The 23890-nt window shown below is 61.4% G+C and carries 19 protein-coding genes and 3 tRNA genes; 18 read left to right on the top strand and 4 right to left on the bottom strand.

Going from position 1 to position 23890, the window contains the following annotated elements; genetic code table 11:
- The first annotated feature begins 11 nt into the window (after positions 1-11).
- Genes rnc through nagZ form a run of 6 tightly spaced genes read left to right on the top strand, consistent with a single transcriptional unit; the run spans position 12 to position 5378 of the window.
- The gene (gene rnc, locus BLQ92_RS11335) at positions 12-1193 is read left to right on the top strand and encodes a ribonuclease III (RefSeq protein WP_090684375.1); all 1182 of its coding nucleotides are present in this window, start codon (positions 12-14) and stop codon (positions 1191-1193) included.
- Between the two features lie 54 nt (positions 1194-1247).
- Entirely contained in the window at positions 1248-2147 is a 900-nt protein-coding gene (gene era, locus BLQ92_RS11330; protein ID WP_090684374.1) for a GTPase Era, read from the top strand.
- Complete coding sequence (gene recO / locus BLQ92_RS11325; protein WP_090684372.1) at positions 2134-3087, top strand: DNA repair protein RecO; 954 nt, start codon at positions 2134-2136, stop codon at positions 3085-3087. The genes era and recO overlap by 14 nt, the downstream gene beginning before the upstream one ends.
- A complete protein-coding gene (gene pdxJ / locus BLQ92_RS11320; RefSeq protein ID WP_090684370.1) occupies positions 3084-3848 on the top strand; it encodes a pyridoxine 5'-phosphate synthase in 765 nt (254 codons plus the stop codon). The genes recO and pdxJ overlap by 4 nt, the downstream gene beginning before the upstream one ends.
- 13 nt (positions 3849-3861) lie before the next feature.
- Positions 3862-4293, top strand: a complete 432-nt coding sequence (gene acpS, locus BLQ92_RS11315) for a holo-ACP synthase (RefSeq protein WP_090684368.1) — start codon at positions 3862-3864, stop codon at positions 4291-4293.
- A 56-nt stretch (positions 4294-4349) separates the two neighbouring features.
- Positions 4350-5378: a beta-N-acetylhexosaminidase gene (gene nagZ, locus BLQ92_RS11310; protein ID WP_090684366.1), complete on the top strand. Its 1029-nt coding sequence runs from the start codon at positions 4350-4352 to the stop codon at positions 5376-5378.
- Positions 5379-5500: 122 nt separating this feature from the next.
- On the opposite strand, the gene BLQ92_RS11305 is transcribed toward nagZ, so the two are convergent.
- The 4 genes from BLQ92_RS11305 to earP all read right to left on the bottom strand — a co-directional run bounded on the left by BLQ92_RS11305 (position 5501) and on the right by earP (position 9554).
- Positions 5501-6883, bottom strand: coding sequence for a sigma-54-dependent transcriptional regulator (locus tag BLQ92_RS11305; protein WP_090684365.1), 1383 nt, complete (start codon positions 6881-6883; stop codon positions 5501-5503).
- 114 nt (positions 6884-6997) lie between these two features.
- Positions 6998-7201, bottom strand: a complete 204-nt coding sequence (locus tag BLQ92_RS11300; RefSeq protein WP_090684363.1) for a CsbD family protein — start codon at positions 7199-7201, stop codon at positions 6998-7000.
- A gap of 277 nt (positions 7202-7478) precedes the next feature.
- Complete coding sequence (gene efp, locus BLQ92_RS11295; protein WP_090684360.1) at positions 7479-8036, bottom strand: elongation factor P; 558 nt, start codon at positions 8034-8036, stop codon at positions 7479-7481.
- A 270-nt stretch (positions 8037-8306) separates the two neighbouring features.
- Entirely contained in the window at positions 8307-9554 is a 1248-nt protein-coding gene (gene earP, locus BLQ92_RS11290; protein WP_176860736.1) for an elongation factor P maturation arginine rhamnosyltransferase EarP, read from the bottom strand.
- A 100-nt stretch (positions 9555-9654) separates the two neighbouring features.
- Here earP and uvrC point away from each other — a divergent pair, with 100 nt between their 5' ends.
- The 12 genes from uvrC to BLQ92_RS11230 all read left to right on the top strand — a co-directional run bounded on the left by uvrC (position 9655) and on the right by BLQ92_RS11230 (position 23890).
- Positions 9655-12027 carry an excinuclease ABC subunit UvrC gene (uvrC, locus tag BLQ92_RS11285; protein ID WP_090684356.1) on the top strand — a complete coding sequence of 791 codons (2373 nt, stop codon included), beginning with the start codon at positions 9655-9657 and terminating at the stop codon, positions 12025-12027.
- A gap of 174 nt (positions 12028-12201) precedes the next feature.
- Positions 12202-12795 carry a CDP-diacylglycerol--glycerol-3-phosphate 3-phosphatidyltransferase gene (gene pgsA, locus BLQ92_RS11280; protein WP_090684354.1) on the top strand — a complete coding sequence of 198 codons (594 nt, stop codon included), beginning with the start codon at positions 12202-12204 and terminating at the stop codon, positions 12793-12795.
- Between the two features lie 142 nt (positions 12796-12937).
- A tRNA-Gly gene (locus BLQ92_RS11275) sits at positions 12938-13013 on the top strand.
- A 75-nt stretch (positions 13014-13088) separates the two neighbouring features.
- Positions 13089-13164: transfer RNA gene (locus tag BLQ92_RS11270), tRNA-Gly, on the top strand.
- A gap of 114 nt (positions 13165-13278) precedes the next feature.
- Positions 13279-13352: transfer RNA gene (locus BLQ92_RS11265), tRNA-Cys, on the top strand.
- A 254-nt stretch (positions 13353-13606) separates the two neighbouring features.
- Positions 13607-14503, top strand: a complete 897-nt coding sequence (locus BLQ92_RS41260; protein WP_341806743.1) for a DNA adenine methylase — start codon at positions 13607-13609, stop codon at positions 14501-14503.
- Positions 14504-14629: 126 nt separating this feature from the next.
- Positions 14630-15676, top strand: coding sequence for an AcrVA2 family anti-CRISPR protein (locus BLQ92_RS11255; protein WP_244106183.1), 1047 nt, complete (start codon positions 14630-14632; stop codon positions 15674-15676).
- A 161-nt stretch (positions 15677-15837) separates the two neighbouring features.
- Positions 15838-17661: a type VI secretion system baseplate subunit TssF gene (gene tssF, locus BLQ92_RS11250; protein WP_090684350.1), complete on the top strand. Its 1824-nt coding sequence runs from the start codon at positions 15838-15840 to the stop codon at positions 17659-17661.
- 261 nt (positions 17662-17922) lie between these two features.
- A complete protein-coding gene (locus tag BLQ92_RS11245; protein WP_090684348.1) occupies positions 17923-20928 on the top strand; it encodes a type VI secretion system tip protein TssI/VgrG in 3006 nt (1001 codons plus the stop codon).
- Positions 20929-21023: 95 nt separating this feature from the next.
- Complete coding sequence (locus tag BLQ92_RS11240; RefSeq protein ID WP_244106184.1) at positions 21024-21719, top strand: ankyrin repeat domain-containing protein; 696 nt, start codon at positions 21024-21026, stop codon at positions 21717-21719.
- A gap of 110 nt (positions 21720-21829) precedes the next feature.
- Entirely contained in the window at positions 21830-22645 is an 816-nt protein-coding gene (locus BLQ92_RS11235) for a DcrB-related protein (protein ID WP_090684344.1), read from the top strand.
- A gap of 21 nt (positions 22646-22666) precedes the next feature.
- Positions 22667-23890, top strand: coding sequence for a PAAR domain-containing protein (locus BLQ92_RS11230; protein WP_208449353.1), 1224 nt, complete (start codon positions 22667-22669; stop codon positions 23888-23890).

The following is a 23890-nucleotide window of genomic DNA, read 5'->3' as shown; positions in this document are numbered from 1 at the left end:
ATACTCTGCACATGCCCCTATCTCCGTTGGAAAGCCGTCTGCGCTACGAATTTCGCAATGCGGAATTGTTGCGCCAGGCTTTAACTCACCGCAGTCACAGTGCCACGCATAACGAACGGCTGGAATTTCTCGGCGACTCCGTTCTGAACTGCGCGGTGGCTGCGCTATTGTTCCAACGTTTCGGCAAGCTGGACGAGGGCGACCTGTCGCGCGTCCGCGCCAATCTGGTCAAACAGCAGTCGCTGTACGAAATTGCTCAGGCCCTGAATATTTCGGACGGCCTGCGGCTGGGCGAGGGCGAACTGCGCAGCGGCGGTTTCCGCCGCCCGTCGATCCTCGCTGATACGCTCGAAGCGATTCTGGGCGCCATCTTCCTGGACGGCGGCTTCGAAGCCGCCCAGACGGTCATCAAGCGGCTCTACGTGCCGATTCTGGACCATATCGATCCCCGCACGCTGGGCAAGGACTCGAAGACGCTGCTGCAGGAGTACCTGCAGGGTCACAAGATCGCGCTGCCGACCTACACCGTGGTGGCGACTCATGGTGCGGCGCACAATCAACAGTTTGAAGTCGAGTGCACGGTTCCGAAGCTGGAAGTGAAGGTGTCCGGTTCGGGCGCCAGCCGCCGTGCGGCCGAGCAGGCAGCGGCCAAGAAGGCGCTCGACGAGGTGATGGCCGCGGCGCCCGCCGTGGTGGCCAAGCCGAAGCGCTCGAAGGGCGCGCGGGCGGCGAAAAACGCCGAGCTGGAGATCGTTCCAGGCGTGACCGGCGTGCAAACCGCGCTGGATCTGCGTGCGCCCGACCGCAAAACCGAACGCCATGCGCGTGGCGAGCCCAAGGTGGCCACGGTTGCCGAAGCCGTTGCCGAGCGCGCGGCGTCCAGCGCGACGCCAGCTCCCGCGGCCGCACCGCTCGCGGTGATTCGTGCTGCCCACGTGGAATACAGCAACCCAGCCGGGCCGGACAAAGGGGACAAGGCGGCGGACAAAGCGGCGGACAAAGAAAAAGCGGAACGGGCGGAGAAGGCCGAGCGCGCCGACAAGCACGACAAAGCCGATGCCCCCTCACGCAGCACCGACAAACCCGCTGCACCCCGTAGCCGCGAACTCGCGCCCGGCGTAGCGGCGCCTGCCGAACTCGAACCCGGTGTTGCCGACGCGGTACAAACGCGCGTCGCCGATGCGGGCCATTGATTGACTGGATGCGCGTTTCGTCGCGCGTCCATACGAACTTGCCGTAGCCTGAATATGAACGCTTCCACTCCCACTGGTTTTCGCTGCGGCATGGTCGCGATCGTCGGCCGCCCTAACGTCGGCAAGTCCACGCTGATGAATGCGCTGGTCGGCCAGAAAGTCAGCATCACGTCGCGCAAGGCGCAGACCACGCGCCATCGCATCACCGGCATTCACACGCTGGAAGACGCGCAGTACATCTTCGTCGACACGCCCGGTTTCCAGACCAAGCACAGCGGCGCACTGAACCGCTCGCTCAATCGCGCGGTCACCTCGACGCTGACCTCGGTCGACGCGATCCTGTTCGTGATCGAAGCGGGCCGTTTCGGGCCGGACGACCAGAAGGTGCTCGACCTGATCCCGCCGTCGGTCCCCACGCTGCTGATCGCCAACAAGCTCGACCGCGTCTCGGATAAGGACTCGCTGTTTCCGTTCATGCAGCAGGTGAGCGCGCTGCGCCAGTTCGACGAGATCGTGCCCTTGTCCGCCAAGAACGTGGATGACATCAAGCGTCTGATGGCAACGGTCAAGCCGTTCCTGCCGGAAGGCGCGCCGATCTACGGCGAAGACGACCTGACCGATCGCAGCGAGCGCTTCCTCGCCGCCGAAATCCTGCGCGAGAAAGTCTTCCGCTGGACTGGCGACGAACTGCCGTACACCAGTACCGTGCTGATCGACAAGTTCGAAACGGAAGGGCGCCTGCGCCGCATTTTCGCGACCATCATGGTGGAGCGCGACACGCACAAGGCGATGATCATCGGCCAGAAGGGCGCCAAGCTGAAGCAGATCAGCACCGAAGCGCGTCTCGACATGGAAAAGCTGTTCGACGGCCCGGTGTATCTGGAAACCTTCATCAAGGTGAAGAGTGGCTGGGCCGACAACGAAGCCGGACTCCGCGCGTATGGGTACGAATGACGCATGGATGACGCTGGAACCCGACGCTGAACCGGACGACACCGAGCCGGACGCGTCGGCGCGCGAGCCGTCGAAGGCTCGTGCATCGAAGAAATCGACTTCTGCCTCGTCCGGGTCTTCTACCCGTAATTCATCGCGTCAATCTGCCGGCGATGGTCCGGACGCTTCTGCTAGCGGTGAACCGCGCGCAGCGCCGGCACGCCGTTCGCCGCGCAGCTCCGGTTCCCAGTACAAGGTCACCGAACAGCCGGCCTTCGTGCTGCATAGCTACCCGCATCGCGAAACCAGTCTGATCATCGACGTGCTGACGCGCGATCACGGGCGCCTCGCCTTGGTTGCCAAGGGCGCCAAGCGCCCGCACTCCGCCTTGCGCGGCGTGCTGCAAACCTTCCAGCCGCTCGCGCTGTCGTGGTCCGGCAAATCTGAAGTGCGTACGCTGACCGGTGCCGAATGGGTAGGCGGCATGCTGCCGCTTGCCGGCGACGCATTGCTGTGCGGCTTCTACGTCAACGAACTGCTGGTCAAATTCTGCGGACGCGAAGATCCGCATCCGCCACTGTTCCAGCACTATGTGGTCACGCTGGCGCGCCTCGCGCACGATGAGCCCGCCGTGCAGGTGCTGCGCTCGTTCGAGCGCGTGCTGCTGCGCGAAACCGGCTATGCGATGGCGCTTAACCGCACGGTAGCGCGCAAGACGGTGGTGGCGGAGGGCCGCTACGTGTTCGATCCCGAACGCGGCGTGCGCGAAGCCTCGGACGATCTGCCCGCGCAATGGCCCGTGATTGCTGGCCAGACCTTGCTCGATATGGAAGCGGACGATTACCATCGTGCGCAGACGGTAGCGCAAAGCAAGACGCTGATGCGCTTTTTGCTCAACACTTACCTTGGCGGCACGCCGCTCGCGACGCGCCAGATCCTGATCGACCTGCAGAACCTATGAGCTTCTTTCTTACGTCGCCTAATGTGATCGACCTGGGCGTGAATATCGATCACGTCGCTACCGTGCGCAATGCGCGCGGCACCTCCTATCCGGACCCGATCCGCGCGGCGCTCGACGCCGAAGCGGCCGGCGCCGACGCGATCACGCTGCACCTGCGCGAGGACCGCCGCCATATCGTCGACGCCGACGTGCGCAAGCTGCGTCCGTTGCTGAAGACGCGCATGAATCTCGAATGCGCGGTGACCCAGGAGATGCTCGACATCGCCTGTGAAGTGCAGCCGCACGATGTTTGCCTCGTGCCGGAAAAGCGCGAAGAGTTGACCACGGAGGGCGGGCTCGACGTGGCCGGCCAGTTCGAAGCCGTGCGCGCCGCCTGCAAGCAACTGGCCGAAGCGAACTCGCGCGTCTCGCTCTTCATCGATCCGGATGAAACGCAGATTCGCGCTGCCCATGAAGCGGGTGCGCCGGTAATCGAGTTGCATACCGGCCGTTACGCTGAAGCGCACGATCCGGCGGAGCAGCAGCGCGAATACGAACGCGTCGTGCGCAGCGTCGAGTTCGGCCGCTCGCTCGGCATCAAGGTCAATGCCGGTCATGGCCTGCATTACACCAATGTGCAGCAGATTGCGGCGATCGACGGCATCGTCGAACTGAATATCGGCCACGCGATCGTCGCGCATGCGATCTTCGCCGGCTGGGACAACGCGGTGCGCGAGATGAAGGCGATCATGGTCGCCGCGCGTCTCGCCGCACGGGCTTAACGGCTTCCCGCGCATGGCAATCTACGGCATCGGCACAGATATCGTTCAGGTCAGTCGCGTGGCGGCAGTGATGGAGCGCACCAACGGGCGCTTCGCGGAGAAAGTGCTCGGCCCCGATGAACTGCGGGTCTATCACGCGCGCCACGCCCGCTCGGCGGCGCGCGGTCTCGCCTTTCTCGCCACCCGTTTTTCGGCGAAAGAAGCCTTCTCGAAAGCGATTGGCCTCGGCATGCATTGGCCGATGACCTGGCGCGCGCTGCAAACGCTCAACGAGGCGAGCGGCAAGCCGATGGTGGTCGCCTCCGGCGAACTGGCCGAGTGGCTCGAAGCACGCGGCATCACGGCCAATGTGACGATCAGCGATGAGCGCGATTATGCGGTGTCGTTTGTGATCGCCGAGACAGCGGACCCCGTTGCGCCGGCTACTCCTGCTGCAAATCCCTGACTCATCCCGGCGCGGCGTCGGCAAGCCGCGTCTTCTCTTTTTTCTAGCGGAATTCGATGAAAACCAATCCCGGACCGGTGATGCTCGACGTGGTCGGCAAGACGCTGACCGCCGACGACAAGCGCCGCCTCGCGCATCCGATGACCGGTGGCGTGATCCTGTTTGCGCGCCACTACGAGAGCCGCGCCCAACTCGCCGCGCTGACCGATGCGATCCGCGCCGAGCGCGACGATCTGTTGATCGCCGTCGATCACGAGGGCGGCCGCGTGCAGCGCTTCCGCACCGATGGCTTCACGGTGCTGCCGGCGATGGGCAAGCTAGGCGCGCTCTGGGATTCCGACGTGCTGCATGCGACCAAGATCACCACCGCGGTGGGCTATATCCTTGCCGCCGAATTGCGGGCCTGCGGTGTCGACATGAGCTTTACGCCGGTGCTCGACCTGAACTACGGCCAGTCGCAGGTGATTGGCGACCGTGCGTTCCATCGCGATCCGCGCGTCGTCGCCATGCTGGCGAAGAGTCTGAATCACGGCCTCGCGCTGGCGGGCATGGCGAACTGCGGCAAGCATTTCCCTGGCCACGGCTTCGCGCACGCCGACTCGCACGTCGCGGTGCCGGTGGACGACCGTCCGCTCGAGGCGATTCTGCGTGACGATGTGGCGCCGTATGACTGGCTCGGCTTGTCGCTTGCTTCGGTGATTCCGGCGCACGTGATCTATCCGCAGGTCGATGCGAAGCCGGCGGGTTTTTCGCGTGTCTGGCTGCAAGAGGTGCTGCGCGGCAAGCTGCGTTTCCCGGGCGCCATCTTCAGCGACGATCTCTCGATGGAAGCCGCACGCCAAGGCGGCACGCTCACCGAAGCGGCCACCGCGGCCTTGCAGGCGGGGTGCGATATGGTGCTGATCTGCAATCAGCCAGAGGAAGCGGAGAAGGTGCTCGACGCGCTGCGCTTCACGCCGTCGAAGGAATCGCAGGCGCGCATCAAGCGCATGCGCCCGCGCGGCAAGGCGCTCAAGTGGAGCAAGCTGATCGCCGAGCCGGAATATCTGCAGGCGCAGGCCCTGTTGCGCAGCGCTTTTGCGTGAGTGGTGGCGTCACGCCGCGCAAGCTTAGTAGGTACGCCGCGCGCAGCGAGCACCTAAAAGCATGAAGGCGGCACAGTCGTGCCGCCTTCATGCCAACTGCGTACCGGCCTTGCAGTAGCAGATCAGTTCAGACGCATCCGCTGCAACTTGTTGTACAGCGTCTTCGGACTGATCCCGAGCAGCGACGCGGCACGATGCCGCGTCCCGCCGACCGCATCGAGCGTCGCGCGAATCAGCATTTCTTCCACATCCGCGAGCGGCGTGCCGACCGTGACCTGCACCCGGCTGCCATTCAGATCGCGTACGCCCGCCGAACCGGCTTCGTCGGCGCGCAGCGTTTCGAGCACGTCGCCAGATGCCTGATAGGCGCGCCTGACGCGGTCCTGCAGTTCGCGCACGTTGCCGGGCCATTCATAGGAAAGGCACTCGCGCAGGAAGTTCGGCCCGATCTGCTTGGTTGCATCGACCACGCCGCGGGCGTTGCCCTCGCGATTCAACTCGTCGACCAACGCTTGCGCAAAGAGCGCAGCATCGTCGCCGCGCTCGCGCAGCGGAGGCAGGGTGACCGCCGCAGCTTCGAGACGCAGCGCGAGATCTTCATCCAGGCTGCCGTCCGCTACTGCCGCGCGCGGCGACTTGCGGGTCGATGCGATCAGCCGGAAATCGGTGACCACTTGATGGGTGCCGCCGACGCGCATGAAAGTTTGCGAGTCGAGCGCGTGCAACAGCGCTTCCTGCTGCGGACGCGGCAGTTCGGCGATTTCGTCGATAAACAGCGTGCCGCCGCTTGCCTGCTCGAACAGACCCTGCTCGCGCTGCTCAGCGCCCGCGAAGGCACCGCGCTCGTGACCGAACAGCACGCTATCGAGCGAGCGTTGCGCGGCGAGGTTCGGCGCCGTACGGCAATCGAACGTGATGAAGGGCCCTTTGCGGCGCCGGCTCATCTCATGCAGCGTGCGGGCGGTGACTTCCTTGCCGGTGCCCGCTTCGCCGCTGATCAGCACGGCCGCTTCGGTCGGCGCAGTGTGTTCGATCATGTCGTACACATGCTGGATAGCACCGCTCCTGCCGAGCATGGGGCCGAACCGGCCGAGCTGGCGCAACGTGGCGCGCAGCGTCTGGACTTCTTCGGTCAGCTCGTAGGGGCGCGGAATACGTGCGAGCAGACTGCGCAGGCGCGGAATGTTGACGGGCTTGAGCAGGTAATCCCAGATGCCGTGGCGCAGGCCTTCGATGGCGCTTTCGACCGTGGCGTTGCCGGTCATGACGATCACGGGCAGTGCGCCGCCCGGCGGTTGCGCGGGCAGATTCTGCAGCAGGTCGAGACCGCTGCCGTCGGGCAGGTTCAGGTCGACCAGCACGACGTCGGGAATGAAACGCGTCAGCGCAGCCCGCGCCTCGGCGAGCGTCGTCGCGGTGTCGACGGAAAAGCCGTCGGCGGCGAGGATCGCGGACAGGCCTGAGAGGCTATTGGGATCATCTTCGACAATCAGGGCATGTGGCATGGCTAGCGCTATTTTCCAGGTTGAATGAGCCCCGGCCCCGCCGCCGGTTCACGGCGACAGGCAGGGGTGCGATGGCTCGCCGCTATTCCTTGCGGAATACAGCGCGGCGCGTGGTCAGTCGCGGTTCGCATCGAAAAAGCGGTGCACTTCACGCACCGCTTCCTCACGGGTTTTACCGTAGCGCTCCTGAATCAGTCCGGCGAGTTTGTCGGCGCGGCCCTCGGCCTTCGTCAACTCGTCGTCTGTCAGTTCGCCCCACGCGGCTTTTGCCTTGCCGATGATCTGCTTCCACTTGCCTTCAGCAATGTCGTTGTTCATGGCGCATCTCCATAATGAGAAAGAAGTAAAGCCTCAACAGGCTTGTGCTTCTTGAAGCAGGGAGCGTGCCACCAATAACTACTTAAGCTTATCAATGGTTTGTGGCGCGTGGAGGGTCTCGCTATGCATGATGATTGGCAAAATCGAAAACCCTACCGGTAAAGTTTTCCTCAACCATACACGGTCATGGAAAAAAGAAAAAGCGCCCAACGGGGCGCTTTTTAATCTGGCCGCCTTTCCCGCGTTGCCGCGGGGCGGGGGCGGGCAGTTCCGGCGCTTATGCGCGGCTGCGGTACTCGTGGGTACGCGTGTCGATTTCGATCTTGTCGCCGATGTTGCAGAACAGCGGCACTTGCAGTTCGAAGCCGGTGTTCAGCTTGGCGTTCTTCAGCACCTTGCCCGACGACGTATCGCCCTTGACAGCCGGTTCCGTGTAGATGATTTCGCGGACCAGCGTGGTGGGCAGTTCGACCGAGATGGCCTTCTCGTTGTAGAACACGACTTCGCAAGCCATGCCGTCTTCGAGGTAGTGCAGGGCGTCGCCCATCATTTCGGCTTCGACTTCGAACTGGTTGTAGTCGGCGTCCATGAACACGTACATCGGGTCAGCGAAGTACGAGTAGGTCACTTCCTTGCGGTCCAACAGAACGACGTCGAACTTGTCGTCGGCCTTGTACACCGTTTCCATGCCTGCGCCGGTCAGCAGGTTCTTGAACTTCATCTTGACGACGGCGGAGTTACGGCCCGACTTGTTGTATTCGGCCTTTTGCACGACCATCGCGTCGCTGCCGATCATCACGACGTTGCCGGTGCGGAGTTCCTGTGCGGTCTTCATAAAACTGTCCTGTACGAAATAAGTAGCTTCAACTGTGCTCAACGGCATACGGCGCAAGCGGGCTCGGCGCTTATCACACCTCGGCGCCTGAGTGCCCGCGGCCCGTCACCTTCCGATAACTGAGTTTTACCCGGAGCGGGCGCGTACACGAGTGGCGCCGATGCGCGAGGACGATTCGCCATGATTGAAGGTGCGCAGTGATACACCATTCGTGCGAGGTTCGCCGCCGCCATCGTGCCGCGCTTGCGTCGTCGGCCGTTGGATAACCGCTTATTTTAACTGACTTTTTGCGAATTCGGCCAGATTTCCGGCGAGGTCGCCGAGCGCCGCCAGTTCCTGACCCCAATCGACTGCGCGCTGCTCGAAAGCCGCACGGTGATGCTGGAAATCCGCCCAGTCCGGCTGGCCGACGCCGTTCCAGGCGTGCCAGAAGCGCGCCAGCGCGGCGCGCGCGGCGGCCGGCAGGGGCGCGGCATAGTGGGCGAGGGCGGCGTCCAGCTTGGGCAGATGGGCGTCGTCGGCTTGCGGATAGATATGCCAGACAAATGGGCGTGCTGCCCATTGGGCACGCACGAACGAGTCCTCGCCGCGCACGAAGTTGAGGTGGCTTGCCCACAGTAGCGCGTCGTAGCCGGGCTGGTCGGTGAAGGCGAGCGCGTGGGCGCGCAGGCTGCCACGCTCGGCGTGCGAACCGGCTGGAAAAGCCGGCAGGCCGAAAAAGTGTGCGATCGCGCCGGAAATCCGGCCTTCGGGCACCAGTAGTTCGATTGGTGTCGGACTATCGCGCCACTGTTCCAGCAGGCTGTCGACGGCGGGATTCTCGTACACAAAGAGCGAGATCACCGTGGCGTCCGGGTGCGGCGCGGGTTGGCCGGTGGCGTGGCGCCACCATGCCTCGCGCATTTGCTGCGACGCCTCGAAGGCGGCGCGCGCGGCGTCCAGATGGCGTTCCTTGAGCACGCCGCCGGTGCCGGCGCCGAGTCCCGGGAAAAAGAAGGTCTTGGTCAGCGGATAACGCGGGTGTGGCGATTGGCGCAGATGGAAGTCCGCCACCCAGTCTTCGGCGCTCAGGTATTCGAGGTTCAGCCAGACCGGCGCACGCTCGCGGCGTGCCATCGCGGCCACGTAGACGTGCGGCAGTTCGCAGCCGAACGCCTCGATCACGACGTCCGCCACTTCCAGCGTGTCGCCCACATGCGCCGGTTCGCGCCAGTGCTCGATGACGATGCCGCTCACCGCCTGACGGCTGCGCTCGACCTCCAGCGCGGGGCAGAGCTTCTTGAACGCATGCAGGTCGTCGACGAAGATGCGCACCTGCCAGCCGTGTTCGCTGGTCAGTTGGCGCGCGAGGCGCCAGCACACGCCGATATCGCCGAAGTTGTCGATCACGGCGCAGAACAGGTCGCAGGCGATCGCGCCATATACCGGCATCTGCGTGAGCGCGGTGACGGAGTGCGTGGCTTGCGAGGGGGCGGCGGATGGGGCGGGAGGGCGCGCGGGGGACATGGTGGCCGGCATCCGGGTCTCGGACACGTGCGGAATGTTCTAAACTGGCGATTCTAAAGCACTCACCCCACTCTCCGCGTGAATCCTGGCGCGGTGCTCAGCCCGATTCTGCATGACCTATTCAGACGCTTCCGAAGCTTCCGAAACTCCCGAGGCATTCGAACCCAAGAAGGTGCTCGCCCAGCTGCCGCATCTGCCCGGCGTCTATCGCTATTACGACGCGCAGGGTGCGGTGCTGTATGTGGGCAAGGCGCGCGACCTGAAAAAGCGTGTCTCGAGCTACTTCACCAAGACGCTGCTGTCGCCACGCATTGCGATGATGGTGACGCGGATCGCGCGCATCGAAACCACGGTCACGCGTTCCGAGGCCGAAGCGTTGCTGCTCGAAAACAACCTGATCAAGGCGCTGGCGCCGCGCTACAACATCCTGTTTCGCGACGACAAGTCGTACCCGTATCTGAAGCTGACCGGCCATACGTTCCCGCGCATGGCGTACTACCGTGGCTCGGTAGACCGCAAGAACCAGTACTTCGGACCGTTCCCGAGCGCGTGGGCGGTGCGCGAGAGCATCCAGATCCTGCAGCGCGTATTCCAGTTGCGCACCTGCGAAGACTCGGTGTTCAACAACCGCACGCGGCCTTGCCTGCTGCATCAGATCGGGCGCTGCACGGCGCCGTGCGTGGGGGCGATCAGCGAGGAAGACTACGGGCGTGATGTCGCCAACGCATCGCGTTTCCTGCTAGGGCGGCAAAGCGAAGTGATGAAGGAGCTCGAGGAGAAGATGCATGCGTTTGCGGCCGAGCTGAAGTTCGAGCAGGCCGCGGCGGTGCGCAACCAGATGAGCTCGCTTTCGACGGTGCTGCATCAGCAGGCGATCGAAGTGGGCAGCGACAGCGACGTTGACATTCTCGCGGTGGTGGCTCTTGGCGGGCGTGTGTGCGTGAATCTGGCGATGGTGCGCGGCGGGCGGCATCTGGGGGACAAGGCCTATTTCCCGGCCCATGTGGAAAGCGCGCTGACGATCGACGAGGGCGGTCTGGAAGACGAGGATGCCGATGCGCAGGGAGCGCTGAAGACTGTTGTCGCGCAAGGGTTGCGGGCGGCGGAGGAGGCTTCGTTGGCGAGCGTAGCGGCGAAGCTCGTAAGGGATGCGAGAGGCGCCGCTGGTGTGGCGGGCGCCGATGATGATGCAGACGCCACCTCGGACGCACTGGCGTTCGCACAGGCGCTGCCGCCTGAGATGGACGACACAGCGGACGAAGCCGCGGACGACGCAGAAGATGATGCGCAAGGCGAGGCCGACGACACCGGCGACGAAGCCGCTGAGGATGCCGATAGTGTCGCGTCGGGCGAAGCTGCCGGTAGCGCTGACGCCGCCGCCTTAAAGCGCTCCGGCAAGCCGCCGCGCCGTCGCGTGACAGGCATCGAATCCGAGGTGCTCGAAGCCTTCATCGCACAGCACTACCTGGGCAACCGCGTCCCGCCGGTGCTGGTGGTTAGCCACGCGCCGTCGAACCGCGAACTGGTCGATTCGCTGATCGAACAGGCGGCCCACAAGGTCACCTTGCTGCGTCAACCTCAGGGCCAAAAGCGCGCATGGCTGGCGATGGCCGAACAGAACGCGCGACTCGCGCTGGCGCGTCTATTGTCCGAGCAGGGCTCGCAGCAATCGCGCACGCGCGTGCTTGCCGATACGCTCGGCCTCGAATGCGATGATCTCGCGCACTTGCGGATCGAATGCTTCGACATCAGCCATACGATGGGCGAGGCGACCCAAGCGTCATGCGTGGTGTATCACCATCACAAGATGCAGTCCTCGGAGTACCGGCGCTACAACATCACCGGCATCACGCCAGGCGACGATTACGCGGCCATGCGCCAGGTGCTCACGCGCCGCTACGAGAAGATGGTGGCGCAGGCCGCCGCGAACGCCGCCTCGGATGTCACAGATGATGCGCTCGAGCAAGCCGCCGACCCGGCGGCCGATCCCGCACTCGCGGCCGCCGCCGCCGACACTGCCGAGCCGGCCCCCGGCGGCATCTTGCCGAACATCGTGTTGATCGACGGCGGCAAGGGGCAGGTCGAGATCGCACGCCAGGTGTTCACTGAAGTGGGTCTCGATTGCGGGATGTTGGTAGGGGTCGCGAAGGGCGAAGGGCGCAAGGTCGGCCTCGAAACGCTGATCTTCGCGGACGGTCGCGCGCCACTTGAGCTCGGCAAGGAAAGCGCGGCCTTGATGCTGGTCGCGCAGATCCGCGACGAGGCGCACCGCTTCGCGATTACCGGCATGCGCGCGAAACGCGGCAAGACGCGCCAGACCTCGCGCCTCGAAGAGCTCGAAGGCGTCGGCGCGAAACGCCGTCAGCGCCTGCTCGCACGCTTTGGCGGGTTGCGTGGGGTGGTGGCGGCAAGCATCGAGGACCTGGCCAGCGTCGAAGGGATTTCGCAGTCGCTCGCCGAGCAGATCTATCGGCAGTTGCACTGATTGCGCGAAACGCGGCGCGGCCCATGTCGGGCGTGCCGTATGCGGTTAAACCCCAGTGTGCTCGTTTGACGCCTGTTTACGGGCGGTTTGCGGCCTGTTTGCCGCGTGTTTGCTTGTGGCAGGCCTTATGACACGGCACAATTGCAACTCCCTTGTCAGACGCTGCGCCTGCCCATGCCGTTTAATTTTCCGATTTTCCTGACGTGGCTGCGGATTGTTCTGATTCCGCTTGTCGTCGGCGTGTTTTATTTGCCCGACATGATGATGAGCCCCGCGCACCGCAATCTGGCGGCCGCGACAATTTTCATCCTGGCTGCATTGACCGACTGGTTTGATGGCTACCTGGCTCGCCGTTGGAACCAGACCTCGGCGTTTGGCGCGTTTCTCGATCCGGTGGCCGACAAGCTGATGGTGACTGCTGCGCTGCTGGTGCTGGTGCAACTGACGCGGCTCGACTCGGCCATTGCGCTGGTGATCGTGGGCCGCGAGATCGCGATCTCGGCGCTGCGCGAATGGATGGCCCAGATCGGCGCCTCGAAGAGCGTCGCTGTGAATTCACTGGGCAAGTTCAAGACCGCATGCCAGATGGTCGCGATTCCGATGCTGCTGTTCTACGGCCCGTTGCCGCTCGCTCCGGGCGTGGCGATCGACACGCGCGTATGGGGCATGTGGCTGGTCGTGCTGGCCGCCTTCCTGACGATCTGGTCGATGCTCTACTACATGAAGCTCGCGTGGCCGCAGATCCGTGAACGGGGCGGGATCGTGTGAGCGAAAACTGTTCCGTAAAAGACCTGCATGAAAGGGGTTGACACGTTTCAGCGCTTTATACATAATCTCGTTTCTCCGATGCACGCAGTTCTGAGCGCCGGAGCGCAGTACAGGTAGTAGCTAGCAGTAGAAGCAGCAAAACGCGGGAGTAGCTCAGTTGGTAGAGCGCAACCTTGCCAAGGTTGAGGTCGCGAGTTCGAGACTCGTCTCCCGCTCCAGATTTTTGAAGCAGCGTTTTGTGTGGTGTAGAAGTTGGCAGTAGAGCAGTAGCAGAACGTTGTTAGCAGGACCATGCGGGAGTAGCTCAGTTGGTAGAGCGCAACCTTGCCAAGGTTGAGGTCGCGAGTTCGAGACTCGTCTCCCGCTCCAGACATTCGGGGAAGCAAAGCTTCCCTTTTTGTTTGGTGGACCGACCGGCCATCGAACAAATCTGCGAGCCGTTGTATGCGCAACTTGTTGCGACGGTTTCAGCAGTCCGCTTACGGCGCGATAGCAAAGCGGTTATGCAGCGGCCTGCAAAGCCGTTTAGGCCGGTTCGACTCCGGCTCGCGCCTCCAGAAGTTAAAGAAAAAGCCCCGACTTGTCGGGGCTTTTCTTTTTTCGGCGACACTTCCATATATGGAAATGTGCCCTCTAAAGTGGTGGAAAGCTTTTTGTAACCACTCAAGAAAAGCGCAAAACCACTCGCGTATCGGCTCATTGGCCGTTTGCGTGCGTTTCGTTCGAGGCTATGTCCACAAAAAGAATGCGTCCATCAGGGACGTAGGAAGACATCATCCGGCGCAAAGGCATTCTGCCAAAGCCACTTTCCTTGACGTTCGATACCGAGCAAGAGGGAGGCGCCTACGTTAAACGACTAGAGCAGATGCGCGACGCTGGCATCTTGCCAGAGCATCTCGTTGCGAGACGTAGCGACCTAGTCACGGTCGGCGATGCTATCCGCTCGTGCATGACAAAGGTTTCGCTACCTTCGTCGGATGCTTCGTTACTCAACGCATTGCTTGAACGTTTGGGAGATCAGCCGCTCACCGGTCTCGACTACCAATGGGCGGAGAACTGGGTCAAGAGCATGAAGCGAAGAGACGTTATGGCTCCGTCGACGATTTGCCATTACGTCGGTGCACTTGCTCGATACTTCGATTGGGTCGTCAGATCCGGTACGCCGCTATTGGCTACAAATCCCCTCCGTCTGCTTCCGAAACGTTACGCTATCCAGGGTGCGGCACGGTCTTACTACCTGCAGAAAAGCTGCTTTGGCGGCAAGCTGGAAGGGCAGACGTTCGGGACGGCGACGACCACGCCGCCTGGACTTAACCTGTTGCGCCTCGAGGAGGAACTGTCGGCGGCCCACCTGCGTCTGGCGAACACCTTCGTCGAGCGCCTGGGCTGGGCAGCATGCATCGAGCGGTACGACCGGCCGCATACGCTGTTCTACCTCGACCCTCCGTATTTTGAAACGGAGGGCTACGGCGTGCCGTTTCCGTACACGGAGTACGAAAAAATGGCCGACCGGCTGCGCTCGATCAAGGGGCGCGCGATCGTGAGCCTGAATGATCACCCGGCGATTCGTGAGGCATTCAACGGTTTTCACATCGAGACGGTCGACATCCGGTACACCGTTGGCGGTAGTGGCGACCGTGCAGCCGCGCGCAAGGAACTGATCATTTTCAGTTGGGACGATACGGCACAACCTGCCGGTTTGTTCTGATCCGGGTACCAGGATTCTCCTGAAGATTTGTTATCCTTTCGACGCCGATCTGGTTTTCCTGCCGCACGTTGAGGTGTCGAAGTGGAGCACGTCAGACAATTTACCAGGTACGATCCAGGCTCTACAGTGGCCGCCTTGCTGCGTGTGGCGATCGAGAAGACGATCGCCACAGACGATCCGCTTTATGGGCGCTTGCCGCCCCCTGTCCGTTACCGGGCCACCGGGGCGATCGAGGCGTGGAAACGGGTCATGGAAGCGGGGCGGGACAGAGGGGATGCCGATTTTCACGCGGCGTTGCCGACGTTCCCGCTCACGAGGCTTTATAACGAGTTTCCACGCTTTGTCGGAGGGTGGGGGCGTTCAGATCCATCAGAACTCAGTGACGAGGATATGGCGCTCACGCACCGTAGCCTGATCTGGCAGATTTATCACGCCAGCCAGGGTGCGATGTACGAACCTACAGTTGCGTTACATCGTCTGCTTGACAGTGCCTGGATCGCCGACGACGTTCCGGTCAGCATGATCGAGTTGCCGGCTCCTGCGATATGCATCGTTCCCAACCCGGAGTGGCCAGGCTGCAAGCAGGGCATCCGCACTATCGTACTGTTTAGTCGCCAGGGGGAGGCCGATAGATCGCACTATAAGTCCTTGACGATGGCTACGTGGCAGGAATTCAAAGATGGCGGTATGCGCGTCAAGTATCTCGAATACCCGTGGGTGGACTCGGGTAAGACCATTCAGCAGGTGCTGGAAGATCAGGCCGACACTCCCATGTCGGAGGATGAAGTAGAGGCGGATCGGCAGCACTGGCGTCTTGTTTTCGATTACGCCGTGAAGCTGCTCCTGTACCTGAAGATTCCCGGCGCGCAGGTTTATGCTGATCGTGCGTACAGCAACGCTTCGGGAGAATTTAAAGGCTTGGGGCAGCGCAAGCGCAAGGAACGACTTGCGCAGATCGAGCATCTTTACGATCGGCATATCGTAGGACCTGCTGTTCTGGACTGGGAGCAGGCTGATCACATCAGGGTAGACGCCGAGCTGGTACATCATGAGAAGCGCGGTCATTGGCGACGGCCACATTTCAAGATGCAGCCTCACGGTCCGCATTCGTCGCTGCGTAAGCTGGTCTTTATCGGCCCGACCATTGTTCGCCCTGACCGGATCGGACTGTAAATGACCGGTGCCATGCCGGATGCATCCGTGGGCGTGAAGGTCTGCTGATCCTGAATGAGCCGGCCCACCGGAATGCAGAGACCGCGCAATCGGTGGCCGCGCCGGTACTCTCTTTCCCAGGTTACTTTGCGCCAGGGAGCCTCAATATTACGAGCCTGATCATGATGGAAGAATTGCTCCCGCACTACGAACGGGAACTGGCGCGGCTGCGCCGCGCGATGCGCACCTTTGCAACAGATTTCCCCAAAGTTGCCGCACGCCTGGCGATAGCGGGGGAACACTCAGAAGATCCACACGTTGACCGGATGCTCCAGTCTTTCGCGCTGCTTGGCGCTCGCCTTGACGTGAAGCTCGAGGACGACTACCCGGAGTTCACCGAAGCGATGCTGGAAGTGCTGCTTCCGCAGTACCTGCGGCCATTTCCTTCGTGCTCGATCGTGCAGTTCGACATCCGGTCTCTGATCAACAGGCTGTCCGCCCCCAGGACGCTTCCGAGAGGCCAGCAGCTCACGTCGCACGGGAGCGGGTACAGCTTCCGCTCGGCATACGATGTGGTACTTGCCCCGCTTGAAATTGCGGACGCCCGGTATGCACTGACGGCGTTTGCCCCCATGGGCGTGTCTTTGCCGCCAGACGCGACCGGCGTGATGTCGATCACATTTGCCTTCGCGACGGAAAACACCAGCACCGCCTCGTTGCCGGACAGCACCCGGATTCACCTGAGCGGTCAGCGCGAGATTGTCGCTGCGCTCATTGATGGCTTGTTGCTGCGTGCGACCGCCGCTTTTGTCGAGCCGGACGGCCGGGGCCAATGGAAACCCTTGCGGCAGTTACCGGTTTCTGTAGCGGGTTTTGACGACGTCGACGCACTGCTCGACCGATCTCACGATGCGGGGGATGCGTTGGGTCCGCTGATGGAGTATTTCGCTTTCCCTGACAAGTTCGATTTTGTCGACATCGATCTCGCTGCACTCAGGCAGGCAGCTGGCCCATGCCGACGCCTTACACTTCATCTGGCGATTACCGGCGTGCATGCGGATTCGCGGGCCGGACAACGGATGGCGAAACTCAGCGCAGAAAACCTGAAGCTATTCTGTACCCCGGTGGTCAATCTGTTCCAGTGCGAGGCAGCGCCGATCGAAACGAAAGAGGGCGTGTCGCTATATCCCATCGAGCCGCAGGCGAAGCACATCGCTCTCACGGAGGTCTGGTCGGTCGACGCGGTGCGGCTGGTGAAACCAGCGTCCGACGGCGAAACGGTCATTCACCCTTTCCTCTCAATGCGGCATGGTAGCTCGCGCCACCTGCCCGGCCCGTACTGGGCAGTCCGGTGCGATGACAGGGCCGCGCAGGTGACACCCGGATACGAGACAGAACTGGCACTCGTTCGCCTGGACGGACAGCCTGCAACGACCGCCCCGATGGCGTTGGCCATTGACCTTACCTGCACGAACCGCGATCTGCCTCGCACGCTGGAGGTAGGAGTATCTGATGGCGATCTGGAGCTTGCCGGCTCAGGCCTGAAATGTCCGATCGTGCTGTTGCGGCGTCCGACCGCAAGTGCGCGAGCGCCCCGCCGCAATGGCGCCTTGTGGCGGATCATCGCCCACATGACGCCGCAGACAGTCCGGCTGGGGAAAGAGGGAATTGAGGAACTGAAGCAGCTATTTCGCCAGTTTGCGGCCTTGTCGGCATCGCAGGCGCGACACATTGAAGGCATCGCATCCCTGCGTCATCGCACTACGATGCAGTGGATTGTCGGGAAGCCGTCCTCCGCGTTTGCACGCGGTATCGAGGTGACGATGACGCTCGACGAGCAGGCATTTGCCGGCAGCAGCCTGCGCATTTTTGCCGAGGTGATGGATCGTTTTCTCGCTGTTTACGCGTCAACAAACAACTTCGTGCAGCTTGTCATTCTCTCGGCTAACACAGGCGTTGAACTCAGGCGCTGTGCGCCCCGGCAGGGAGTTCAAACGATACTTTGATAGCCAACTATTACCAGGTCAACCTTTCCGGATTGAGCTGCGGTCCGGTAAAAACTGGATTTTTGAAACGGGCGATTATCCAATCTGCATTTCCTGATCCGGATATGTGATTCAAAAACTGTTAAACCACCAGTGCCACTTTAATACTCCTCATTACTTTTGATATAGTAACCGCCGTCCTTTCCTGCACAGACAAAAATTTGCCTGGCGTATTTGTCGCTCATTTGCATACGTCTGCCTGACCACTTGACGGGGTTAATCATGAGTTTCGCATCAACCGGAAACGGCTCCGGTGGTAGTCCTGTCGGTTCGTCCGGATCGGGCAGTCCACTGAGCGATTTCGGCTCGATTGCCAGTATTGCCAGTCAGGTCGGCTCCCTTGCTGGGATGCCGGGCGCAGGTCTGGTTGGCGGAGCTGCACGCGCTGTTCAACTGGCGCAGACGGGCATGTCGCTGCTCGGCAAAACCCCGGCTTCGATTGCTGATTCGATCAACAGCGTTTCTGGCGTACGGCCGCGTCTGACGCAGCAGAACCGATTCATCAGCATCGAAACCACGCTCGGTCCCGACGTCCTGCTCGTCAGTGCTCTGGTTGCGGACGAACACGTCAGCCAGTTGCCAGAAATCCATCTCGATCTCCTGTCGCATCAGGGCGATATCCCGACCGATAAAATCGTGGGTCAGCGCGTAAAAATCACGCTCGATCCTCAGGGCGCGAATGCGAGCAGTATGACGACAATTGTCGCAGCCGACAACGAAAGCAAGCGGTATTTTCACGGCTACGTCGCTTCGTTTGGTCGCGTCGGAAATTCCGGCACCGTCACACGCTACGAAATGAGCGTCGTGCCGTGGTTCTGGTTTCTCACCCGTTCCACCGACTGTCGTATATTCCAGAACGAAACCGCGCAGGACATTCTGACGTCCATCTTCCAGGAACTGGGATTTTCGGATTTCGAGTTCGACATCCGGGTCAAGCGCCCCGCGCTCAAGTACATGGTGATGTACCGGGAGTCCTACTACAACTTCTGCGCGAGGCTGATGGAGCAGGAGGGCCTGTTCTGGAGTTTCCGTTATGAGAAGGACAGACATGTTCTGGTGATCGGCGACACCAACTTCCTGTTCCGGCCGATCGACGGCCTGAAGACCATCCCCTACTATGCGGACAGCTCGGCGAGTGAGTTGAACGGTATCGACCGCCTGGACGAAGCATTCCGGTTTCGCGTGGGCAAGATCACCTATCGGGATTTCAACCACGAGGAGCCGTCGTCGCGGCTGATGCACGTTGAAGCACCAACAAGCACGCTGAAGAATCCCAACATCGGGACCACGGAGCGCTACGAGTATCACTCACTCTACGACCATGGCGACGACGGCCAGCGTTACGCCCGCTACACGATGGAAGCTGAAGAGGCGCAGGCACATGAGCTTAACGGCAGTGGCTTCGCAGGTGGAATGACCACCCTCGGTCGCTTCACGCTGGTCAATCACCCTTTGCCGGCACTGAACAACAAGGATTTCGTGATCCTGCATGTGCGGCACCAGGCGGTGAACGACTACACACGCCACGCCGCCGAGATGCCCTACCGCAACAGCTTTACCTGCCTGTCGTACGATGTGCCGTTCCGCGCGGAGCGGCACACGCCCAAGCCTTACATGCAGGGCACACAGTCGGCGATCGTGGTGGGCCCAAAGGGGGAGGAGATATTCACGGATGGTAGCTGCGTGAAGCTGCATTTCATGTGGGACCGGCGTGGCAAGCTCGATGGCTCGGATTCGATGTGGGTGCGTGTGTCACAGCCTTGGGCGGGTGACGGCTGGGGCGGTTCCGCCATACCCCGGATCGGTCAGGAGGTGATCGTAGCCTTCAATGAAGGCGATCCTGATAACCCTGTCATCGTCGGGCGCGTGTTCAATGGCGAACAGGGCAACCCGTACCATGGCACAAATGGCCAGACGATGGGGATCAAGAGTCAGACGCACAAGGGGCAAGGCTCGAACGAGCTACGCTTCTCGGACGTGAACGGTGCCCAAGAAGTTTATCTGCATGCGCAGAAGGACATGAACACCGTTATCAAGGATAACGAGACGCATGTGGTCGAAGCGGGCAATCGTACGATTACCGTGCACAAGGGCGACGAGATCAAGAATGTTTCGACGGGGAATCTGAACGAAACGATCGCAAAGAGCCGCTCGACGACGGCCAATATCGTCGACACCAAGGCGATCGCCAGCGACGCTGGGCCGGGCAAACAGAGCCATCAGGCTACCGATGAAATCGAGCACCGCGTCGGCGCAAGCATCGTCACGATGAAGCCCGACAGCATCAAGCTCTCGCACGGCGCTTCGAGCGTTCTGATTAACCAGAACGGGATCTTCATCGACGGTCCGGTCATTCACCTGAATCAGGGGCTATACGTGACGCCGGAGCAGGCCGTCGCGATCCAGTGGGCGAATCAGCAGGCGATCATTGCGGCGGGACTCGCGAGCGCAGATCCAAAGGTTCAGGCGGCCGCCCGGGACCTGCAGCGGACCGTGAAGGCGCAGCAGATGGCCAAGCTTGCCGATGCGGTCTATCACCCGGGAACCGCGCCGCCGGGCTGGAAAAACATCTCCAATGACCCCGAGGCGCTCAAGAAGCTAGGTTTGAAGCCGGGCGACTTCCAGGTAGCCGGAACCAACTTCGGCTCACAGGCTTATGCACCAGACCCGGCAGTGTTCGGCGACAGCATGAAGCCGACCGTTGCGTTCAAGGGTACAGAAAGCCTGAAGCCGTGGGGTGACGATATGGAGAATAACTTTGAACAGGGTGCTGGAATGGACTCGCCTTATTATTCCCAAGCGGTAAGCATCGGCAAGCAGATACGAGATTCCGGCAACGCGGCCAATATTGATCTGACCGGCCACTCGCTGGGTGGCGGACTCGCTTCGGCGGCCTCCGAGACGAGCGGTTCAACGGCGACGATCTTCAACGCATCGGGTTTGAACCCAGAAACGCTCCCGCTGTATGGCGCAACGCAACAGCCGTCAAGCATTACGAACTATCGCGTCGATGGAGATATTCTGACTGGCATGCAGGAAGGCAAACTGGGGCCGATCAGCGACGCCACCTCGGCGGTGATGCCGCCGGCCGTCGGGCAGCAGGTTGATATACCAGGGACGAGCACGTTTACATTCGACCGCCACAAGATGCCTGACGTGTTCTACGGGATGAATTCAACGGTCGCGGACCAGCAGTCGTCTTTGCTTTCACAACTGGGCGGACAGTAATGCGATACAGACATATTGCCGTTGCCGGAGCGCTTGTCGCAGCGGTCGGTCTGACCTCCCCCTTCTGGTGGCCCGCTGAGGCTCAAGGAACACACATGTCAGGATTCAAACGCTATCCGCCCGAAGACTTTTTCTCGGGCCAGCAACTTTCGCTCGCGCAGGCGGTGCATGACGGTGACCTCTCCCGGGTCAGAGATCTGGCGCCGAAAACCGATCTCGCGACGCCGGGTAACAAGAACACGACGCTACTTTCATTCGCAATGCAGGAAGCTGTCCCCGTAAAGCAGGACGCAAATAACACCCGGTTCCAGATCATCAGCGAGCTGGTTAAAGATGGTGCCAAGCCAGAACAGACCTTCGGTCAGAACGGCAACATCGCATTTATGTCGGCGCGGGCGGATACACCGAATTTCCTTAAGGCGTTGCTGGCCGGGGGCATGAGTGCGGATATGCGCTACGACGGCGATACCCCCCTGATTTTTGCTACTACGCAAGACAACCTTCTTCCGCAACTACGGGTGCTGGTGGAGCATAAGGCAAATGTCAACCAGCGTGATTCCCTCGGCGAGACCGCATTGTTTGGCGCAACGCGACTGCGCCAGTGGGAGGCTGTGGATTATTTGCTTGCGCACGGCGCTGATCCGACGATCGTCAACGAGAACGGCCTGCAATACGCCAAAACGCTCTACAACGAGTTGAAGGTTACCCCCAAGGATTCGCCGCAACTCGAACGCATTGACGCGGTCGCAAAGCGCATCGTGGCCGCTGGTGGTCAGTGGCCACCGGCTTGAGCGCCTTGCCTTTGACGTGACCTTCGGCGCCCGATTGCCAACTCCTGATGCGAACTTCCATCCCACGGCGCAGTTTGGCGCTCCGCGCACCTTGACTCTGGAGTCTCACTATGTCCGAATACCAGATGAATGATGCGGTAATCGACTTGCCCGCACAGTTCATCGACAAGACGATGCACGTATTTACCGTTGACAAGGATGGTGGTAGTCCGTTCACGTTTGTCGTCTCGCGCGCACCCATGGAGCGTGATGACACCGTTGACACCTTTGCAACGCGCCTTGTCTCGGAGATGCGTAAGACCCTACCGCGTTTCGAACTGAAGGGAATACAGAATCGCGAGGTCGATGGCGAGACCGCACGCGAGCTTGATTATCAGTGGGTGTCCGACGGCACGCTGCTTCATCAGCGGCAGACGGTCGTCATGTCTGCTGCGCGGGGAGAAAAACCTGTGGTCATCGCCTTTATCGGGACGTGTCCTAAAGGGTTTACGCAGGAATGGACGAAGGAATATGCGAGCATGGTCAGCAGTGTTGTGCTGAAGCGTCCGGACACCCCCGCGTTTGTTGCGACTCCGATTTCCGCTTCGGCGATTGGCGTCGTATTCGTCCTAAACGAGAAAAGTGGGGCGTTATATACGCTGCCGGGAATGACCGAGCTGTTCCGCCACGATGTGACGGAAATGTTCGATGGCATATCGTTCTATGGCGCGACCGGCGACCCGCTCTCGCTTGATCTCGCTCCTGCTGGTCAACCCGGATGGCGCGCGCCGGACGGCCGGATTTTCCTGCTGTGGAGCGTCGATCCACTGGCGCGTCCGCCGCTTGCAGATCGCCTCGCCGATCTGAAATCCGTCAAGGGCATGAGTGGGCTATCGAGTGTGGACGACGTGCGGGACTATCTGGCGAGTGTCGCGAATGCGCACTGATCGGTATCTGGGAGAGTACGCGTGAATGCATTGCTCGCTGCGGCACGGCTAGGTGATCCGGTCGCGCATACGGCGTCGAAAGGCTGGATGATTGCCGGCCTTATTGGTGGCGCAATACTCGGCGCCGCGATCGCTGTGGCAACCGGCGGCGCTGCGCTTGTGGTAGTCGCTGCGATCGCCGCAGGTGCCTCCGCCGGCGGTGGGTTGGGCGAGTTGCTAGGTACTATGTCTTGGGCGCCGAGACATGTCACGGGAAGTCTTCTAACAGGCTCGCCCAACGTGTTCATCAACAGCCGCGCCGCGGTGCGCGCGCATCTGAGTCAGGGCATATGCCATGACCATTCGGGACAGCAGCTTGTCGCGCAAGGGTCGTCAACTGTATTCATCAATAGCTGGCCAGCGAGCCGCGAAGGCGACAAGCTCACCTGTAGCGCGATCATCAACGACGGTGCACCGAACGTCTTTATAGGTGGATCGACAGCGACCACGGATAACATTAGCCCGGAAGTTCCTGGCTGGGTTAACTGGGCGATGCTCGGAGTTGGATTTGCTGCGGCAGTGATTCTCGCCGGGCCGCTTGTTGCAGTATTGGGAACTGTTGGCGGTTTTGCTGGCGGTGAGGCAGGATCGTGGCTGGGCGGAAAGTATTTCGGTGAGGGCTCCGATGGCCAGAAGTGGGCGATGCTCGGTGGCAGTCTTGTTGGTGGGTTCGCCGGTGCCAAGGGTGGATCGGAACTCGCCGGGCGACTGGTAGACCCCACGTCGGCCGAGACCGCGTTTCTTCGGGGTGGGGTTCCCGAGGCAGAGGCGCGGCAGGACGCCATATCTGGTATTACGTCGAAGATGGGCGAGGACTTCAAGAACAGTCCGCTTCGTGCAGAATACGAAGGTAGGGTTGCAGGCCTGTCGGACTATGAGACAACGCTAAGGGAGCAGGATTTGAGCGATCGTGATGTTGCACAGGCAATGCATCAGGCGCGTCGCGACCTCGGTGTCGAGTATAAGGACGCCACTCCTGATCCGTTACGAGACTACATCTACGATGTCAACACAGAGCGCTATGGCGATCCACTCGGTCCAAGCTTTGAGGATCTCGAGGAAAAGTACAACGGTGACTATGACAAGATTATCAGTGCCGCGAAGAGACCCAATCCCGACGTCAATAAGTTGCTGGGGGGATTCTCTGACTGGCTTGGCAAGCAGCCATCTTCGACGCTGGCGAAATATAGCCAGTCGGGAGGCTAA

It is taken from the genome of Paraburkholderia phenazinium (assembly GCF_900100735.1).
Lineage (GTDB): Bacteria > Pseudomonadota > Gammaproteobacteria > Burkholderiales > Burkholderiaceae > Paraburkholderia > Paraburkholderia phenazinia.
The sequence above is the reverse complement of the archived record's forward strand: the minus strand, read 5'-3'. Positions and strand labels throughout refer to the sequence as shown.